The organism is Streptococcus bovismuti (assembly GCF_042436615.2).
Lineage (GTDB): Bacteria > Bacillota > Bacilli > Lactobacillales > Streptococcaceae > Streptococcus.
Genome location: NZ_JBHMFR020000002.1, coordinates 161,822 through 176,057 on the forward strand (window position 1 = coordinate 161,822; position 14,236 = coordinate 176,057).

Here is a 14,236-nt window from a genome sequence, read left to right on the forward strand (position 1 = left end):
GAAAGTGAGAGAAGATGATTTCAAAGAGATTAGAATTAGTGGCTTCCTTTGTGCCACAGGGAGCCATTTTGCTAGATGTGGGAAGTGACCATGCTTATCTGCCTATCGACTTGGTCGAAAGAGGCCAAATCAAAAGCGCCATTGCAGGTGAGGTTGTGGAAGGTCCCTACCAATCTGCGGTCAAAAATGTTGAGGCTCACGGCCTAAAGGAGAAAATTCAGGTTCGTTTAGCCAATGGCTTGGCAGCTTTTGAAGAGCCTGACCAAGTGTCGGTCATCACCATTGCAGGTATGGGCGGCCGTTTGATTGCTAGGATTTTAGAAGAAGGCTTGGACAAGTTAGCTAATGTAGAGCGGTTAATCCTCCAACCTAATAATCGTGAAGACGACTTGCGTATCTGGTTACAAGAGAACGGATTTCAGATTGTAGCTGAAAGCATCTTAGAAGAAGCTGGCAAGTTTTACGAGATTTTGGTGGTGGAAGCAGGACAAATGAAGCTATCAGCCAGCGATGTCCGCTTTGGACCTTTCTTGTCCAAAGAGGTCAGTCCAGTCTTTGTCCAAAAATGGCAAAAAGAAGCTGTTAAGCTAGAGTTTGCCCTAGGACAAATCCCAGAAAAAAATCTGGAGGAACGTCAAGTTCTAGTAGATAAGATTCAAGCCATCAAGGAGGTTCTCCATGCTAGCAAGTGAAGTGATTAACGTGTATGAAGCCTTTTGCCCTCAGGAATTTTCCATGGAGGGAGACAGTCGTGGCCTGCAAATTGGCACTTTAGACAAGGATATCCAAAGGGTCATGGTGGCTCTGGATATTCGTGAAGAAACGGTGGCTGAAGCCATTGAAAAGGGTGTGGACTTGATTATTGTCAAGCACGCGCCGATTTTCCGTCCCATCAAGGATTTGGTAGCTAGCCGTCCACAAAATCAGATTTACATTGATCTCATTAAGCATGACATCGCAGTTTATGTCAGCCATACCAATATTGACATCGTTGAAAATGGTCTCAATGACTGGTTCTGTCAGATGCTAGGAATCGAGGAGACAACTTATCTGCAGGAAACAGGTCCTGAACGTGGAATTGGACGTATTGGGAATATTCAGCCTCAGACCTTTGGAGAATTAGCCCAACATGTCAAGCAAGTCTTTGGTCTAGATAGTCTTCGATTGGTGCATTATCAAGAGACTGATTTGCAGAAGCCTATTTCAAGAGTGGCCATCTGTGGTGGTAGCGGGCAGTCATTCTATAAGGATGCTTTGGCTAAAGGAGCGGATGTCTATATCACTGGTGATATTTACTACCACACTGCCCAGGATATGCTGTCTGATGGTTTGCTAGCGTTAGACCCAGGTCACTATATTGAAGTGCTTTTTGTGGAAAAAATCGCAGAGCTTCTTAATCAATGGAAAGGAGAAAAGGGCTGGACTATCGATATTGTACCTAGTCAAGCATCGACCAATCCTTTCCACCATATCTAGTTAGAAAGTGAAAACAATGAAAAAAGTTGCCATTATCGGAGCAGGGATTGTAGGTGCAACAGCTGCCTACTACCTCTCTAAAGAAAGTGACCTAGAAGTAACCGTCTTTGACCATGGACAAGGTCAGGCTACCAAGGCAGCAGCAGGAATTATCAGTCCTTGGTTTTCAAAACGCCGCAATAAAGCCTGGTACAAGATGGCGCGCTTGGGGGCTGACTTTTACGTGGATTTATTAGCTGATTTAGAGAAGTCAGGACAAGAAATCGACTTTTACCAGCGTTCGGGAGTCTTTCTCCTGAAAAAGGATGAAACTAAGTTGGAAGAACTCTATCAACTAGCCTTCCAGCGTAGAGAAGAATCTCCTTTGATAGGAGACTTGGATATTTTAGATAAGGTCTCTGCTAGTGAGTTATTTCCTGGGTTACAGGGATTTGACCGCTTGCTCTATGCTTCTGGTGGAGCGAGAGTAGATGGTCAACTCTTAGTGACTCGTTTGCTAGAAGCCAGTCAGGTTAAGCTGGTCAAAGAAAAAGTGACTCTGACACCTTTAGCGTCAGGCTACCAGATTGGCGAAGAGGTGTTTGATCAGGTTATTTTGGCAACGGGAGCTTGGTTGGGACACCTGTTAGAGCCTTTAGGTTATGAAGTAGATGTTCGTCCCCAAAAGGGGCAACTCCGAGATTATCAACTTGCCCAAGACATGGAATCTTACCCTGTTGTTATGCCAGAAGGGGAGTGGGATTTGATTCCTTTTGCAGGTGGGAAATTGTCCTTGGGCGCTACGCATGAAAATGACATGGGATTTGATTTGATGGTAGATGAAACCTTACTCCAACAAATGGAGGAGGCGGCCTTGCCCCACTATCCTGCTTTATCGGAAGCGACTTTTAGAAGTGAACGAGTGGGAATTCGTGCCTATACCAGAGATTTCTCTCCTTTCTTTGGGCAGGTGCCAGAATTGGCAGGTGTCTATGCTGCTAGTGGACTAGGTTCATCAGGTCTCACAACGGGTCCTATCATTGGCTACCATCTAGCTCAACTGATTCAAGGCAAGGAGTTGACCTTGGACCCTCTAAACTACCCAATTGAAAACTATGTCAAACGAGTAAAAAGCGAATAATACTCAATGAAAATCAAAGAACAAACTAGGAAACTAGCTGCAGGCTGCTCAAAGCACTGCTTTGAGGTTGTGGATAGAACTGACGAAGTCAGCTCAAAGCACTGCTTTGAGGTTGTGGATAGAACTGACGAAGTCAGTAACATATATATGGCAAGGCGACGTTGACGTGGTTTGAAGAGATTTTCGAAGAGTATAAGCATTTTACTGAAATTTTATCCTACCCTCTAGGATGGCAAATGACATTCCCTATCAAAAATGGTAAAATAAGAAAAAATAATCCGAGAATCGAGGAAAGAAGATGCAAGAAAAGATTTTAGTAACGGGCGGAGCAGGTTTTATCGGAACCCACACTGTTATTGAGTTAATCCAAGCAGGTCATCAAGTTGTTGTGGTGGATAACCTTGTGAATAGTAACAGAAAAAGTTTAGAAGTTGTTGAAAGAATCACAGGAGTTGAAATTCCGTTTTATGAGGCAGATATCCGTGATACAGATACTCTTCGTGATATTTTCAAGCAAGAAGAACCAACAGGGGTCATTCACTTTGCTGGTTTGAAGGCTGTTGGTGAATCTACCCGTATTCCTCTTGCCTACTATGACAACAATATCGCTGGAACTGTTAGTCTTTTGAAGGTCATGGAAGAAAACAACTGTAAAAACATTATTTTCAGTTCTTCTGCGACAGTTTACGGAGATCCTCATACAGTGCCAATCTTGGAAGATTTCCCACTTTCAGTGACCAATCCATATGGCCGCACCAAGCTTATGCTAGAGGAAATTTTAACGGATATCTACAAGGCAGACTCAGAATGGAATGTGGTCTTACTTCGTTACTTCAACCCAATCGGAGCCCATGAGAGTGGTGATTTGGGAGAAAATCCAAACGGTATTCCAAACAACCTCTTGCCATATGTGACGCAAGTAGCCGTTGGAAAATTAGAGCAAGTGCAAGTGTTTGGAGACGATTACGATACAGAAGATGGAACTGGTGTTCGTGACTATATCCACGTTGTCGATTTGGCCAAAGGTCACGTTGCAGCTCTGAAAAAAATCCAAAAAGGTTCAGGTCTAAACGTTTATAACCTTGGAACAGGTAAAGGCTACTCAGTTCTTGAAATTATCCAAAATATGGAAAAAGCAGTGGGACGACCAATTCCTTACCGCATTGTCGACCGTCGCCCAGGGGATATCGCAGCCTGCTATTCAGATCCTGCAAAAGCCAAAGCAGAACTGGGCTGGGAAGCAGAACTCGGCATCACCCAAATGTGTGAAGACGCATGGCGTTGGCAAAGCAAGCATCCAAATGGATTTGAAGACTAAGATGGTGATATCAATCATTGTCCCCTGTTTAAACGAAGAGGAAGTACTTCCTCTTTTTTATCAGGCTTTGGAAGCTTTACTTCCAGATTTGGAAACAGAAATCGAGTATGTCTTTGTCGACGATGGATCAAGTGATGGGACCTTGGAACTCTTAAAGACCTATCGGGAGCAAAATCCGGCAGTTCATTATATTTCTTTCTCGCGAAATTTCGGCAAAGAAGCAGCCCTTTATGCAGGCTTGCAATATGCGACAGGAGATCTAGTGGTGGTGATGGATGCAGACCTCCAAGATCCTCCTAGTATGTTGCTAGAGATGAAAGCCTTACTAGACCAGAATGCAGACTTGGACTGTGTTGGAACACGCAGAACCAGTCGAGGGGGAGAACCCTTCTTTCGCAGTCTCTATGCTAATCTTTTTTATCGTCTTATGCAAAAAATTAGTCCAGTAGCCTTGCCGTCAGGTGTCCGTGATTTTCGCATGATGAGAAGATCTGTAGTCGATGCTATTTTAGCTTTGACCGAGTCCAATCGTTTTTCAAAGGGGCTCTTTGCCTGGGTGGGTTTTAAAACCCACTATCTGGACTATCCAAATGTCGAAAGGCAGGCTGGCAAGACCAGTTGGAGTTTTAGGCAACTCTTTTTCTACTCCATTGAAGGGATTGTTAATTTTTCAGATTTTCCCTTGATTATCGCCTTTGTGGCAGGTCTCCTATCTTGTTTTATTTCTCTACTTATGACCTTTTTTGTTGTGGTTCGGACCCTCATTTTGGGCAATCCGACATCAGGTTGGACCTCTCTGATGGCTGTTATTCTCTTTCTCGGAGGGATTCAACTCTTGACCATTGGGATTCTCGGCAAGTATATCAGTAAGATTTATCTAGAGACTAAAAAAAGACCACTTTATCTCGTCAAAGAAAAAAGTGACCTTCCTGATCTTACAGAAAAAAATAAAGAGAAAAGACTATAATTTTGCATGGAAATATGCTAAACTAGAAGGAGTGGAACGTTCTTATCGATGTTAGAGTTAATCTTTAATCAAGGCACGTGTCGGACAGTTTCTAACAGCTTCTACGACGTCCTGACTAGGAGAGATTTCTTTTTCTAGTTGGTCAGGGTCATCGTAAAAACGCACGATTCCATTATCGTGGTAATCAAATAATTCAGAATAAGTTTGGCAAAGCCCACAGGCAATGCAACGTTCAGGTATAAGTGTGATTTTCATATTTATATTGTAATAAGAAAAGTAAAAAAAAACAAGGAGTAAGGTATGGCAAAAGAACCGTGGCAAGAAGATATTTATGAGAATCAAGAAGAAACAAGATCAGAACGTCGTAAGAGAGAACAAGGTGGAGGAGTGCTGGCTAATCGTATCTTGACTATTTTAGCAAGTATTTTCTTTGTGATTGTAGTTGTGATGATTATTGTTCTTATCTATCTTTCATCGGGTGGGAGTAATCGCACAGCAGCCTTGAAAGATTTTCACGATTCAGATACAAAAGTAGAGCAAGTTTCTTCTACTTCTAGTAGTAGTTCAGAGCAGGCATCTTCTAGTTCAGAGGAGAAGGTAGAAGAGTCATCTAGTAGCTCAGAACATCCAAATGATCCAGAAGGGACTACAAAAGTTATGGCTGGAGAAGGAGAAGCAGCCATTGCCGCTCGTGCAGGAATCTCGATTGCTCAGTTAGAGGCTTTGAATCCTGGGCATATGGCTACAGGATCTTGGTTTGCTAATCCTGGAGATGTGATTAAGACTAGATAGGAGTCATAAATGAAGACGATTCAAATTGCTATTGACGGTCCTGCTTCAAGTGGCAAGAGTACGGTCGCAAAGATTATTGCCAAGGATTTTGGATTCACCTACCTAGATACAGGTGCTATGTATCGTGCAGCGACCTACATGGCTCTCAGGAACCAATTAGGAGTTGAACAAGTTGAAGAACTTTTAGCCTTATTGGACCAGCATCCAATCAGTTTTGGACGCTCAGAAACTGGAGAACAACTTGTCTTTGTAGGAGATGTGGATATCACCCATCCTATTCGTGAAAATGAAGTGACCAATCATGTTTCAGCTATTGCAGCAATTCCTGAAGTACGAGAGAAACTAGTTTCTCTCCAACAAGAGATTGCCCAGCAAGGTGGGATTGTCATGGACGGTCGCGATATTGGGACTGTTGTATTGCCACAAGCAGAATTGAAAATTTTCCTAGTAGCTTCGGTAGATGAAAGAGCAGAGCGCCGTTACAAGGAAAATATTGCCAAGGGGATTGAAACAGACCTTGAAACCCTAAAAGAGGAAATTGCTGCGCGTGACTACAAGGATAGTCATCGTGAGACTTCGCCTCTCAAACAAGCAGAGGATGCTGTCTACCTTGATACAACTGGCTTGAACATTCAAGAAGTAGTTGAAAAAATCAAAGCAGAAGCTAAAAAAAGAATGTAGATGTAGAAAAGCCGATAGATTGATATCGGTTTTTTCTAAATTTGTCAAAATGCTGATTTTAAGGTATAATAGTTGCTGTTCGAGAAATTTTGATTTTCAAAGAATAGTGAATGATGATAAGGAGAAACCATGAACAACCTACCAAATTGCCCAAAATGTAACTCAGAGTATGTCTACGAAGACGGTGCCCTACTGGTTTGCCCAGAGTGTGCTTATGAGTGGAATCCTGCTGAAGTTGCAGATGTAGAAGAGGGTCTTGTTGCTATCGATGCCAACGGGAATAAATTGGCTGACGGTGATACAGTAACTCTCATCAAGGACTTAAAAGTAAAAGGTGCGCCAAAAGATTTGAAACAAGGGACGCGCGTGAAGAATATCCGCATCGTAGAAGGCGACCACAATATCGACTGTAAAATCGATGGCTTCGGTGCCATGAAACTCAAATCAGAGTTTGTGAAGAAAATTTAAGCATGTCAAAACACTATAAACTTGTATTTTATAGCCGTATCTTCTTGTTTCTAGCGGCTTTTACGGGAGTTTATCTTGAAATCGCCAAGCATGGTGGATTTGGGATGTTACTCTATTATACGGTTCTGTCCAACCTTTTAGTCGCGATTTTTACGCTCTATCTCCTAAAGGTTATGAGCCGTTTAGGTGAAAACTGGCAAAGACCAAGTCTCTTGCGCTTAAAAGGTGGGGTCACCATGAGTATCATGATTACCTGTGTGATTTACCATTTCCTTTTAGCGCCTATTGCGACTAATTTCTATACTCTAGAAAATTTCCTTTGCCACTATATCGTTCCCCTCTGGTTTTTAGCAGATACCCTCTTTTTTGACAAACAGGGTCAATACAAGATTTGGGACCCAATTGTGTGGACGATTTTACCCTTGCTGTATATGATTTTTGCTCTTTTTAATGGCTTGGTATTGAAACTTGATGTTCCTAATTCTAAGGTCAGTCCCTTCCCGTACTTCTTTTTGAATGTGAACAAGGGTTGGGATGTCGTGTTCAAGTGGTGTCTGATTATCTTTGTTGCTTATATGGTGGCAGGATTTATCTTCTACTTTATTAAGCAAATCAAGAGAAAATCATCCTAAGACACAAGGGATTCATTTTCGAGTTTAAGAAGGAGTCTGTACACTAAAGAGGCTTCTTCTTTTCTTGCTTGTTTGATGACTATCAAAAAAGTAGAAGATTAAGAGAAATATAGAAAGAGATTTCATGAAACAATTTTTAGAACGGGCCAGTATTTTGGCTCTCTCCCTCGTTTTGATTACGTCCTTTTCCATCTCGAGTGCCCTGCCAGCCATGTTTGACTATTATCAAGGTTATCCTAAGGAACAAATTGAGCTCTTGGCGAGCTTGCCTTCCTTTGGAATCATGATTATGTTATTACTAAATGGTTTCTTAGAAAAAATATTTCCTGAGCGCTTACAGATCAGTTTGGGATTGCTGATTTTATCACTAAGTGGAACTGCTCCCTTTTGGTACCAAGCTTATCCTTTTGTCTTTGGAACACGGATTCTTTTTGGTTTAGGTGTTGGGATGATCAATGCCAAGGCCATTTCTATTATCAGTGAACGCTATCAAGGAAAAACGAGAATTCAGATGTTAGGGCTACGCGGTTCTGCAGAGGTCGTTGGGGCTTCTCTCATTACCTTGGCAGTCGGCCAATTGTTGGCCTTTGGTTGGACAGCTACTTTCTTAGCTTATAGTGCTGGATTTTTAGTTCTGATCCTTTATCTGCTCTTTGTACCTTATGGAAAAGAAAAGAAAGAAGTCAAGAAAAAAACGAAGGAAGCAAGTCGCTTAACTCGGGAAATGAAGGGCTTGATTTTTATCTTAGCTATTGAAGCGGCGGTTGTAGTTTGTACCAATACAGCTATTACCATCCGTATTCCAAGTCTGATGGTGGAAAGAGGACTGGGAGATGCCCAGTTATCTAGTTTTGTTCTTAGTGTCATGCAGTTAATCGGGATTGTGGCTGGTGTGAGTTTTTCTTTCCTGATTTCAATATTTAAAGAGAAACTGCTCCTCTGGTCTGGTATTACCTTCGGCTTGGGGCAAATTGTGATTGCCTTGTCTCCATCCTTGTGGGTGGTAGTGGCAGGAAGTATTCTGGCTGGCTTTGCCTACAGTGTAGCCTTGACGACAGTCTTTCAACTTGTCTCTGAAAGAATTCCAGCTAAACTCCTCAATCAAGCAACCTCATTTGCAGTTTTAGGCTGTAGTTTCGGAGCCTTTACGACTCCATTCGTTCTAGGTGCAATTGGCTTATTAACTCACAATGGGATGTTGGTCTTTGCTATCTTAGGATCTTGGTTAATTGTAACCTCTATCTTTGTCATGTACCTACTTCAAAAGAGAGCTTAGGATTGGTTTCCTAAGTTTTTCTTTTTTGGATTTTTGTACCCAGACACTATTTGATTTAGGGCCTTGTTTACAGACTAATTTCTTGATAAAATAGAAGTTATGACAAGATATAAAGCAACTATTTCCTATGATGGTTACGCCTTTGCTGGTTTTCAGCGCCAGCCTCATGCGCGTAGTGTTCAGGAAGAAATTGAAAAAACCTTGACCAAGTTAAATAAAGGGCAAGCCATTACTGTTCACGGTGCTGGTAGGACAGATAGTGGGGTTCATGCCCTGGGACAGGTTATTCATTTTAACCTGCCTTATCAAATGGATGAGGAGAAGCTCCGTTTTGCTCTAGACACTCAGTCCCCTGAAGATATTGATGTGATTTCGATTGAGCTTGTGGCGGATGATTTTCATTGCCGTTATGCTAAGCACAGTAAGACCTATGAGTTTATCGTGGATAGGGGCCGTCCCAAAAATCCGATGCGCCGTCACTATGCCACCCACTTTCCTTATCCGCTTGATGTGGAACGGATGCGGGAGGCTATCAAAAAATTAGAAGGCACTCATGATTTCACCGGCTTTACAGCCTCTGGGACTAGTGTAGAGGATAAGGTTCGCACCATCACAGAAGCTAGTCTTAGGGTTGATGAGACAGGCCAGTTTTTGACCTTTACCTTTTCAGGAAATGGTTTCTTGTATAAGCAGATTCGCAATATGGTGGGGACTCTGCTCAAAATCGGCAATAACCGCATGCCAGTAGAGCAGATTGACTTGATTTTGGAGAAAAAGGACAGGCAACTTGCAGGTCCCACTGCAGCACCAAATGGTTTGTATTTAAAGGAGATTCGTTATGAAGAATAATCGTATTTTAGCACTTTCTGGAAATGATATTTTTAGTGGTGGTGGTTTGTCAGCTGATTTGGCTACCTATACCTTGAACGGCTTGCATGGCTTTGTAGCAGTAACTTGCTTGACAGCCTTGACAGAAAAAGGATTTGAGGTCTTTCCAACTGACGATACCATTTTTCAACATGAATTGGATAGCTTGCGTGATGTGGAGTTTGGGGGAATTAAGATTGGTCTTCTTCCTACTGTCAGTGTGGCTGAGAAGGCCTTGGACTTTATCAAACAACGTCCAGGAGTGCCTGTGGTGCTGGATCCTGTCTTGGTCTGCAAGGAAACGCATGATGTAGCTGTCAGTGAACTCTGCCAAGAATTGATTCGCTTTTTCCCTTATGTCAGTGTGATCACGCCTAATCTTCCTGAAGCAGAATTATTGGTTGGTCAGGAAATTAAAACCTTGGAAGATATGAAAACGGCAGCGCAGAAATTGCATGACTTAGGAGCGCCAGCAGTCATTATCAAGGGAGGCAATCGCCTTAGTCAGGACAAGGCTGTAGATGTCTTTTATGACGGACAAAAATTTACAGTCCTAGAAAATCCTGTCATCCAAGGCCAAAATGCTGGTGCAGGTTGTACCTTTGCTTCTAGCATTGCCAGTCACTTGGTTAAAGGTGATGAACTTTTACCAGCAGTAGAAAGTTCTAAGGCTTTCGTTTTTCGTGCTATTGCACAAGCAGATCAGTATGGAGTAAGACAATATGAAGCAGACAAAAACAACTAAAATCGCACTTGTATCTCTATTAACCGCCCTTTCTGTGGTTCTAGGCTATTTCTTAAAAATTCCAACACCGACAGGCATTCTAACTCTTTTAGATGCGGGTGTCTTCTTCGCGGCCTTTTACTTTGGTAGTCGTGAAGGAGCTGTAGTCGGAGGACTAGCAGGTTTCTTGATTGACCTCTTATCAGGCTACCCTCAGTGGATGTTCTTTAGCTTGGTCAACCATGGCTTGCAGGGATTTTTCGCAGGATTTAAAGGAAAAGCTCAGTGGCTAGGCCTTATCTTAGCAACGATTGCCATGGTAGGGGGGTACGCCTTGGGTTCTACATTGATGAATGGCTGGGCAGCAGCACTACCAGAAATTTTACCAAATTTCATGCAAAATATGGTAGGGATGATTGTAGGATTTATTCTTAGTCAAAGTATCAAGAAGATTAAGTAAAGAGGCTGAGTCAAAAGTCTTTCAAATAAGAAAAACGCATAGTATCAGGTATTGAAAAACTTAATACTATGCGTTTTATTATGGGAAGATTTTCAAAGAATATTAATCAAAATATAGCAAGTCTTTGCTGGTGCTTGTAAAGAGGTCAAAGCCATCCTTGGTAACAACACCACAGTCTTCAATACGGACACCAACTTTACCAGGGATATAGATGCCTGGTTCAACAGAGAAGCACATGCCTTCTTCGATGACCATGTCGTTTCCTTCCATGATAGATGGGAATTCGTGGACATCCATACCGATACCGTGACCGAGACGGTGGTTGAAGTACTCGCCGTAACCAGCTTTTTCGATGACCTCACGGGCAGCGCGGTCCACTTCATGGGCAGTCACACCTGGCTTGATAAAGTCAAGAGCAGCTTGTTGGGCTTCAAGAGTCAAGTTATAGATATCTTTCTTGAATTGGTCTGGTTTACCAACAGCGACTGTACGAGTCATATCTGACGCATAACCGTTGACCAGAACACCGAGGTCAAAGAGGAGAAGAGCATCATTTTCAACCTTATTAGCTGCTGGGATGCCGTGCGGATTTGCAGCATTATCACCAGTCAAGACCATGGTATCAAAGCTCATTTCATAGCCTTCACGCTTCATAGCAAAGTCAATTTGAGCGATGATATCTGTCTCCGTCTTATCAAGAGAAATATTGTCAAAACCAACCTTAACTGCTTTGTCCGCATAGAGACCTGCAACCATCATTTTTTGTACTTCATCAGCTGATTTGATGAGGCGCATGCGTTGGATGAGAGGAGTGAGGTTTTCAAACTCGGCTGTTTCAAAAACGGTTTTTAAACCATGATATTTTGTCAAGATGAGGTTGTCAAACTCAACAGCTATACGTTTGAAGTCAAGTTGTGGAAGAGCATGTTTCATTTTTTGCCATGGATTTTCAGAATCCACATAGCCCACAACTGGGAAGGAAACAGTGCTGCTTGCACGCTCAACCTCAAGGGCTGGGACAAAGAGGAGGGGTTCCTGATCTGCTAGGACAAAAAGGAACATTTGGCGTTCATGGGGATCACTGTAAAAGCCAGTGAGGTAATTGATTGTGACGGGGTCAGATACGACAGCGACGTCTAGTTTTTCTGATTCAAGATATGTTACGATTTGTTGTAATTTAGACATATGCTACCTTCTTTCTACCCCTCTATTTTGGCAAAAAAAGAGAGAAAATGCAAGGGAGAAGGGTAAAAGAACAGACAAAAAGAACTCTGACAAGATAACAGAGTTCTTTAATATAATTTCCTTTTGTTTAAGAAAAGTCAGCCTTGCTTTTGATGTCGCTGTATTCTTCAGCGATTTCTTGGCTGAGAATGTCCTCATAAGCAGGGAGTTGAATGTCCTGATCATATTTCTTCTTGAGGGCGGTAGTGACTAGGCGATAAGCCAGATTGGCATTACGAGAGAGGATAGGTCCGTGGAAGTAGGAACCAAAGACATTCTTATAATGAACCCCTTCACCGACCTTTTCTTCGTTATTTCCATTTCCATAGACAACCTGTCCCAGTGGTTTTTGGTCATCCGAAAGGAAGGTACGTCCTTGGTGATTTTCAAATCCATAGTAGGTTTCATTGAAATCTTCATTGTGAATCTTGATGTCACCGATAAAACGGTTGTTGGTCTGGTTGAGGGTATAATGTCCCATGACCCCTAGTCCTTCGATGCGTCTCCCTGAAGCTTCAACATAATATTGACCCAATAGTTGGAAACCACCACAGATAGCCAGAACCACACCGTCGTTTTGGATGTAGTTGTCAATGCTCTCTTTTTTAGCAGGTAGGTCGTCTGCAATAATACTTTGTTCAAAGTCTTGGCCACCACCGAAAAAGGCGATGTCATAGTGGTTTTCATCAAAATCATCATGAAGTGAAACGATGTCAACTGTCACATGGGCTCCCAGTTTTTCAGCCACATACTTAAGCATGAGGATGTTTCCATTGTCCCCATAGGTATTCATGAGATTTCCGTAGAGGTGAGCAATGTTGAGCTGATAAGGGTAATTGCCAGCTTTTGAGGAAAGTGAAGTATAAACCATTAGTTCATCTCCTTTCTAACAATCTGACGACTAGCCAGCAGTTCGCGGAATTCCAGCATAGCAGTATAGGTAGCCAGGATATAGGCATGCTTGCAGTCTTGGTTTTCAATTGTCTTAAGAACTTGTTCCAGATTGCTTGTTTCAGTGATTTTCTCAGCTGGATAGCCTGTCACTCGGAGACGACGTGCGATTTCAGAATGGCGAACACCGCCAGCGTTGATTTCAGGAATGTCCATGTCAGTGATTTGTTCAAAATCAGCATCCCAGATCCAGCTGGTATCAATACCATCTGCATAATTGGCATTGAGAAGGACAGATAGACTAAATGGATAAGGAGCTAGTTTAATCATCTCGATAGCTTGGGTCGCACCAACTGGATTTTTAATCAAGACGAGCGTGCATTCCTTGTCACCGATATGGAAGGTTTCTTGGCGTCCAAAGACTGCACGGCTCTTATCAAATCCTTGCTTGATTAGTTGCGAATCTGCACCAAGGAAACGGGCGATGGCAACCGCAGCTAGGGCGTTGTAGATATTGTAGAGTCCCCCGATTTGGATACCGTATTCTTGTCCGTCAATGACAAAGCGAGAGCGATTGTTGGTTAACTCAACCAATTCTGTCAAGCGATAGTCGAGATCAGGACGTTTACATCCGCAGCCTTCACAGATATAGGCACCCAAGTTTGCATAAGTATTATGCTCATATTTGAGGATGCCTTGGCAGTCAGGACAGAGGATTCCTTCGGTATTATAGTGAGCCAGCTGGGCTGGACCTTTCTCTAAGTCAAAACCAAAATACTGTACAGGATTTGGAATAGCTGGCTTGTAGAAAAGTGGACTGTCTCCATTAAGGAGAACAGTGGCAGTAGGCACCTTGCGAATAGCATCCAAAATCATCTTGTAAGTTGTGTAAATCTCACCATAGCGGTCCATCTGGTCACGGAAGATATTCGTGATGACAAAAAGGCTTGGCTGGATATAGTCACAGATACGAGATAGGCTGGCTTCATCGATTTCTAGAACGGCAATATTTTTCCCAGTTTTAGAAGATTTGGCTGTTAAGAAGGTTGTCGCAATCCCTGTAATCATGTTGGCACCACTTGGGTTGGTCAGAACTTGACCATAAACCTCTTTTAAAATGCCGACAGTAAGGGCAGTTGTCAAGGTTTTTCCATTGGTTCCAGTGACCACGACAATCTCGTAGTTCTTAGCTAAGTTTTGTAAAATATCTTTATCAAATTGAAGGGCGAGTTTTCCTGGGAGCGTACTTCCACGGCCAAGACGGCTTAAAATAAAGTGGGAAGAACGCCCAGCAAGAAGGCCCAAAGTAGTTTTTAATTTCATGTTTCTATTATATCACA

The 14,236-nt window shown here is 42.5% G+C and carries 17 protein-coding genes; 13 read left to right on the top strand and 4 right to left on the bottom strand.

The features are described from left to right. The first annotated feature begins 14 nt into the window (after positions 1–14). The 5 genes from ACERDH_RS03740 to ACERDH_RS03760 all read left to right on the top strand — a co-directional run bounded on the left by ACERDH_RS03740 (position 15) and on the right by ACERDH_RS03760 (position 4,881). Positions 15–692, top strand: a complete 678-nt coding sequence (locus ACERDH_RS03740) for a tRNA (adenine(22)-N(1))-methyltransferase (RefSeq protein ID WP_101782528.1) — start codon at positions 15–17, stop codon at positions 690–692. Then, entirely contained in the window at positions 679–1,476 is a 798-nt protein-coding gene (locus ACERDH_RS03745) for a Nif3-like dinuclear metal center hexameric protein (RefSeq protein ID WP_386679965.1), read from the top strand. Before ACERDH_RS03740 ends, ACERDH_RS03745 begins: the two co-directional genes overlap by 14 nt. A gap of 16 nt (positions 1,477–1,492) precedes the next feature. After that, complete coding sequence (locus ACERDH_RS03750) at positions 1,493–2,596, top strand: NAD(P)/FAD-dependent oxidoreductase (protein WP_386679968.1); 1,104 nt, start codon at positions 1,493–1,495, stop codon at positions 2,594–2,596. Between the two features lie 298 nt (positions 2,597–2,894). Next, positions 2,895–3,914 (top strand): UDP-glucose 4-epimerase GalE, encoded by a 1,020-nt coding sequence (galE, locus tag ACERDH_RS03755; protein ID WP_001156540.1) that lies wholly within the window; start codon positions 2,895–2,897, stop codon positions 3,912–3,914. A gap of 1 nt (position 3,915) precedes the next feature. Next, a complete protein-coding gene (locus tag ACERDH_RS03760; RefSeq protein ID WP_049551351.1) occupies positions 3,916–4,881 on the top strand; it encodes a glycosyltransferase family 2 protein in 966 nt (321 codons plus the stop codon). A 57-nt stretch (positions 4,882–4,938) separates the two neighbouring features. Here the strand turns inward: ACERDH_RS03760 and ACERDH_RS03765 are convergent, their stop codons facing one another. Further along, positions 4,939–5,136 (bottom strand): ferredoxin, encoded by a 198-nt coding sequence (locus ACERDH_RS03765; protein WP_004235080.1) that lies wholly within the window; start codon positions 5,134–5,136, stop codon positions 4,939–4,941. 45 nt (positions 5,137–5,181) lie between these two features. Here ACERDH_RS03765 and ACERDH_RS03770 point away from each other — a divergent pair, with 45 nt between their 5' ends. The 8 genes from ACERDH_RS03770 (at position 5,182) to ACERDH_RS03805 (ending at position 10,781) form a co-directional block, all read left to right on the top strand. Then, entirely contained in the window at positions 5,182–5,673 is a 492-nt protein-coding gene (locus ACERDH_RS03770; RefSeq protein ID WP_023946238.1) for an SAG1386/EF1546 family surface-associated protein, read from the top strand. A 9-nt stretch (positions 5,674–5,682) separates the two neighbouring features. After that, entirely contained in the window at positions 5,683–6,354 is a 672-nt protein-coding gene (gene cmk, locus ACERDH_RS03775; protein WP_000849387.1) for a (d)CMP kinase, read from the top strand. A 129-nt stretch (positions 6,355–6,483) separates the two neighbouring features. Continuing rightward, positions 6,484–6,822 carry a zinc ribbon domain-containing protein YjdM gene (locus ACERDH_RS03780; protein WP_001061596.1) on the top strand — a complete coding sequence of 113 codons (339 nt, stop codon included), beginning with the start codon at positions 6,484–6,486 and terminating at the stop codon, positions 6,820–6,822. A gap of 2 nt (positions 6,823–6,824) precedes the next feature. After that, positions 6,825–7,454 carry a Pr6Pr family membrane protein gene (locus tag ACERDH_RS03785; protein WP_000033942.1) on the top strand — a complete coding sequence of 210 codons (630 nt, stop codon included), beginning with the start codon at positions 6,825–6,827 and terminating at the stop codon, positions 7,452–7,454. A gap of 124 nt (positions 7,455–7,578) precedes the next feature. Continuing rightward, on the top strand, positions 7,579–8,730 hold the full coding sequence (locus ACERDH_RS03790; RefSeq protein ID WP_023946242.1) for an MFS transporter: 1,152 nt from the start codon (positions 7,579–7,581) through the stop codon (positions 8,728–8,730). Positions 8,731–8,829: 99 nt separating this feature from the next. After that, the gene (gene truA / locus ACERDH_RS03795) at positions 8,830–9,579 is read left to right on the top strand and encodes a tRNA pseudouridine(38-40) synthase TruA (RefSeq protein ID WP_023946244.1); all 750 of its coding nucleotides are present in this window, start codon (positions 8,830–8,832) and stop codon (positions 9,577–9,579) included. Next, entirely contained in the window at positions 9,569–10,342 is a 774-nt protein-coding gene (locus ACERDH_RS03800) for a bifunctional hydroxymethylpyrimidine kinase/phosphomethylpyrimidine kinase (RefSeq protein WP_386679977.1), read from the top strand. Before truA ends, ACERDH_RS03800 begins: the two co-directional genes overlap by 11 nt. After that, positions 10,320–10,781, top strand: coding sequence for an ECF transporter S component (locus ACERDH_RS03805; protein WP_033682106.1), 462 nt, complete (start codon positions 10,320–10,322; stop codon positions 10,779–10,781). The genes ACERDH_RS03800 and ACERDH_RS03805 overlap by 23 nt, the downstream gene beginning before the upstream one ends. A gap of 102 nt (positions 10,782–10,883) precedes the next feature. Here the strand turns inward: ACERDH_RS03805 and ACERDH_RS03810 are convergent, their stop codons facing one another. From ACERDH_RS03810 to murT, 3 genes are all read right to left on the bottom strand, one after another. Then, positions 10,884–11,966: a M24 family metallopeptidase gene (locus tag ACERDH_RS03810; RefSeq protein ID WP_237447000.1), complete on the bottom strand. Its 1,083-nt coding sequence runs from the start codon at positions 11,964–11,966 to the stop codon at positions 10,884–10,886. 127 nt (positions 11,967–12,093) lie between these two features. Continuing rightward, the gene (gene gatD, locus ACERDH_RS03815) at positions 12,094–12,876 is read right to left on the bottom strand and encodes a lipid II isoglutaminyl synthase subunit GatD (RefSeq protein WP_386679982.1); all 783 of its coding nucleotides are present in this window, start codon (positions 12,874–12,876) and stop codon (positions 12,094–12,096) included. Continuing rightward, a complete protein-coding gene (gene murT, locus ACERDH_RS03820; RefSeq protein WP_386679985.1) occupies positions 12,876–14,219 on the bottom strand; it encodes a lipid II isoglutaminyl synthase subunit MurT in 1,344 nt (447 codons plus the stop codon). Before murT ends, gatD begins: the two co-directional genes overlap by 1 nt. Between the last annotated feature and the right edge of the window lie 17 nt (positions 14,220–14,236).

What these genes read in the sequence shown, in the direction of transcription:
- ACERDH_RS03740 (WP_101782528.1), top strand. Translation starts at nt 15, where the DNA reads ATGATTTCAAAGAGATTAGAATTAGTGGCTTCCTTTGTGCCACAGGGA.
- ACERDH_RS03745 (WP_386679965.1), top strand. Translation starts at nt 679, where the DNA reads ATGCTAGCAAGTGAAGTGATTAACGTGTATGAAGCCTTTTGCCCTCAG.
- ACERDH_RS03750 (WP_386679968.1), top strand. Translation starts at nt 1,493, where the DNA reads ATGAAAAAAGTTGCCATTATCGGAGCAGGGATTGTAGGTGCAACAGCT.
- galE (WP_001156540.1), top strand. Translation starts at nt 2,895, where the DNA reads ATGCAAGAAAAGATTTTAGTAACGGGCGGAGCAGGTTTTATCGGAACC.
- ACERDH_RS03760 (WP_049551351.1), top strand. Translation starts at nt 3,916, where the DNA reads ATGGTGATATCAATCATTGTCCCCTGTTTAAACGAAGAGGAAGTACTT.
- ACERDH_RS03765 (WP_004235080.1), bottom strand. Translation starts at nt 5,136, where the DNA reads ATGAAAATCACACTTATACCTGAACGTTGCATTGCCTGTGGGCTTTGC.
- ACERDH_RS03770 (WP_023946238.1), top strand. Translation starts at nt 5,182, where the DNA reads ATGGCAAAAGAACCGTGGCAAGAAGATATTTATGAGAATCAAGAAGAA.
- cmk (WP_000849387.1), top strand. Translation starts at nt 5,683, where the DNA reads ATGAAGACGATTCAAATTGCTATTGACGGTCCTGCTTCAAGTGGCAAG.
- ACERDH_RS03780 (WP_001061596.1), top strand. Translation starts at nt 6,484, where the DNA reads ATGAACAACCTACCAAATTGCCCAAAATGTAACTCAGAGTATGTCTAC.
- ACERDH_RS03785 (WP_000033942.1), top strand. Translation starts at nt 6,825, where the DNA reads ATGTCAAAACACTATAAACTTGTATTTTATAGCCGTATCTTCTTGTTT.
- ACERDH_RS03790 (WP_023946242.1), top strand. Translation starts at nt 7,579, where the DNA reads ATGAAACAATTTTTAGAACGGGCCAGTATTTTGGCTCTCTCCCTCGTT.
- truA (WP_023946244.1), top strand. Translation starts at nt 8,830, where the DNA reads ATGACAAGATATAAAGCAACTATTTCCTATGATGGTTACGCCTTTGCT.
- ACERDH_RS03800 (WP_386679977.1), top strand. Translation starts at nt 9,569, where the DNA reads ATGAAGAATAATCGTATTTTAGCACTTTCTGGAAATGATATTTTTAGT.
- ACERDH_RS03805 (WP_033682106.1), top strand. Translation starts at nt 10,320, where the DNA reads ATGAAGCAGACAAAAACAACTAAAATCGCACTTGTATCTCTATTAACC.
- ACERDH_RS03810 (WP_237447000.1), bottom strand. Translation starts at nt 11,966, where the DNA reads ATGTCTAAATTACAACAAATCGTAACATATCTTGAATCAGAAAAACTA.
- gatD (WP_386679982.1), bottom strand. Translation starts at nt 12,876, where the DNA reads ATGGTTTATACTTCACTTTCCTCAAAAGCTGGCAATTACCCTTATCAG.
- murT (WP_386679985.1), bottom strand. Translation starts at nt 14,219, where the DNA reads ATGAAATTAAAAACTACTTTGGGCCTTCTTGCTGGGCGTTCTTCCCAC.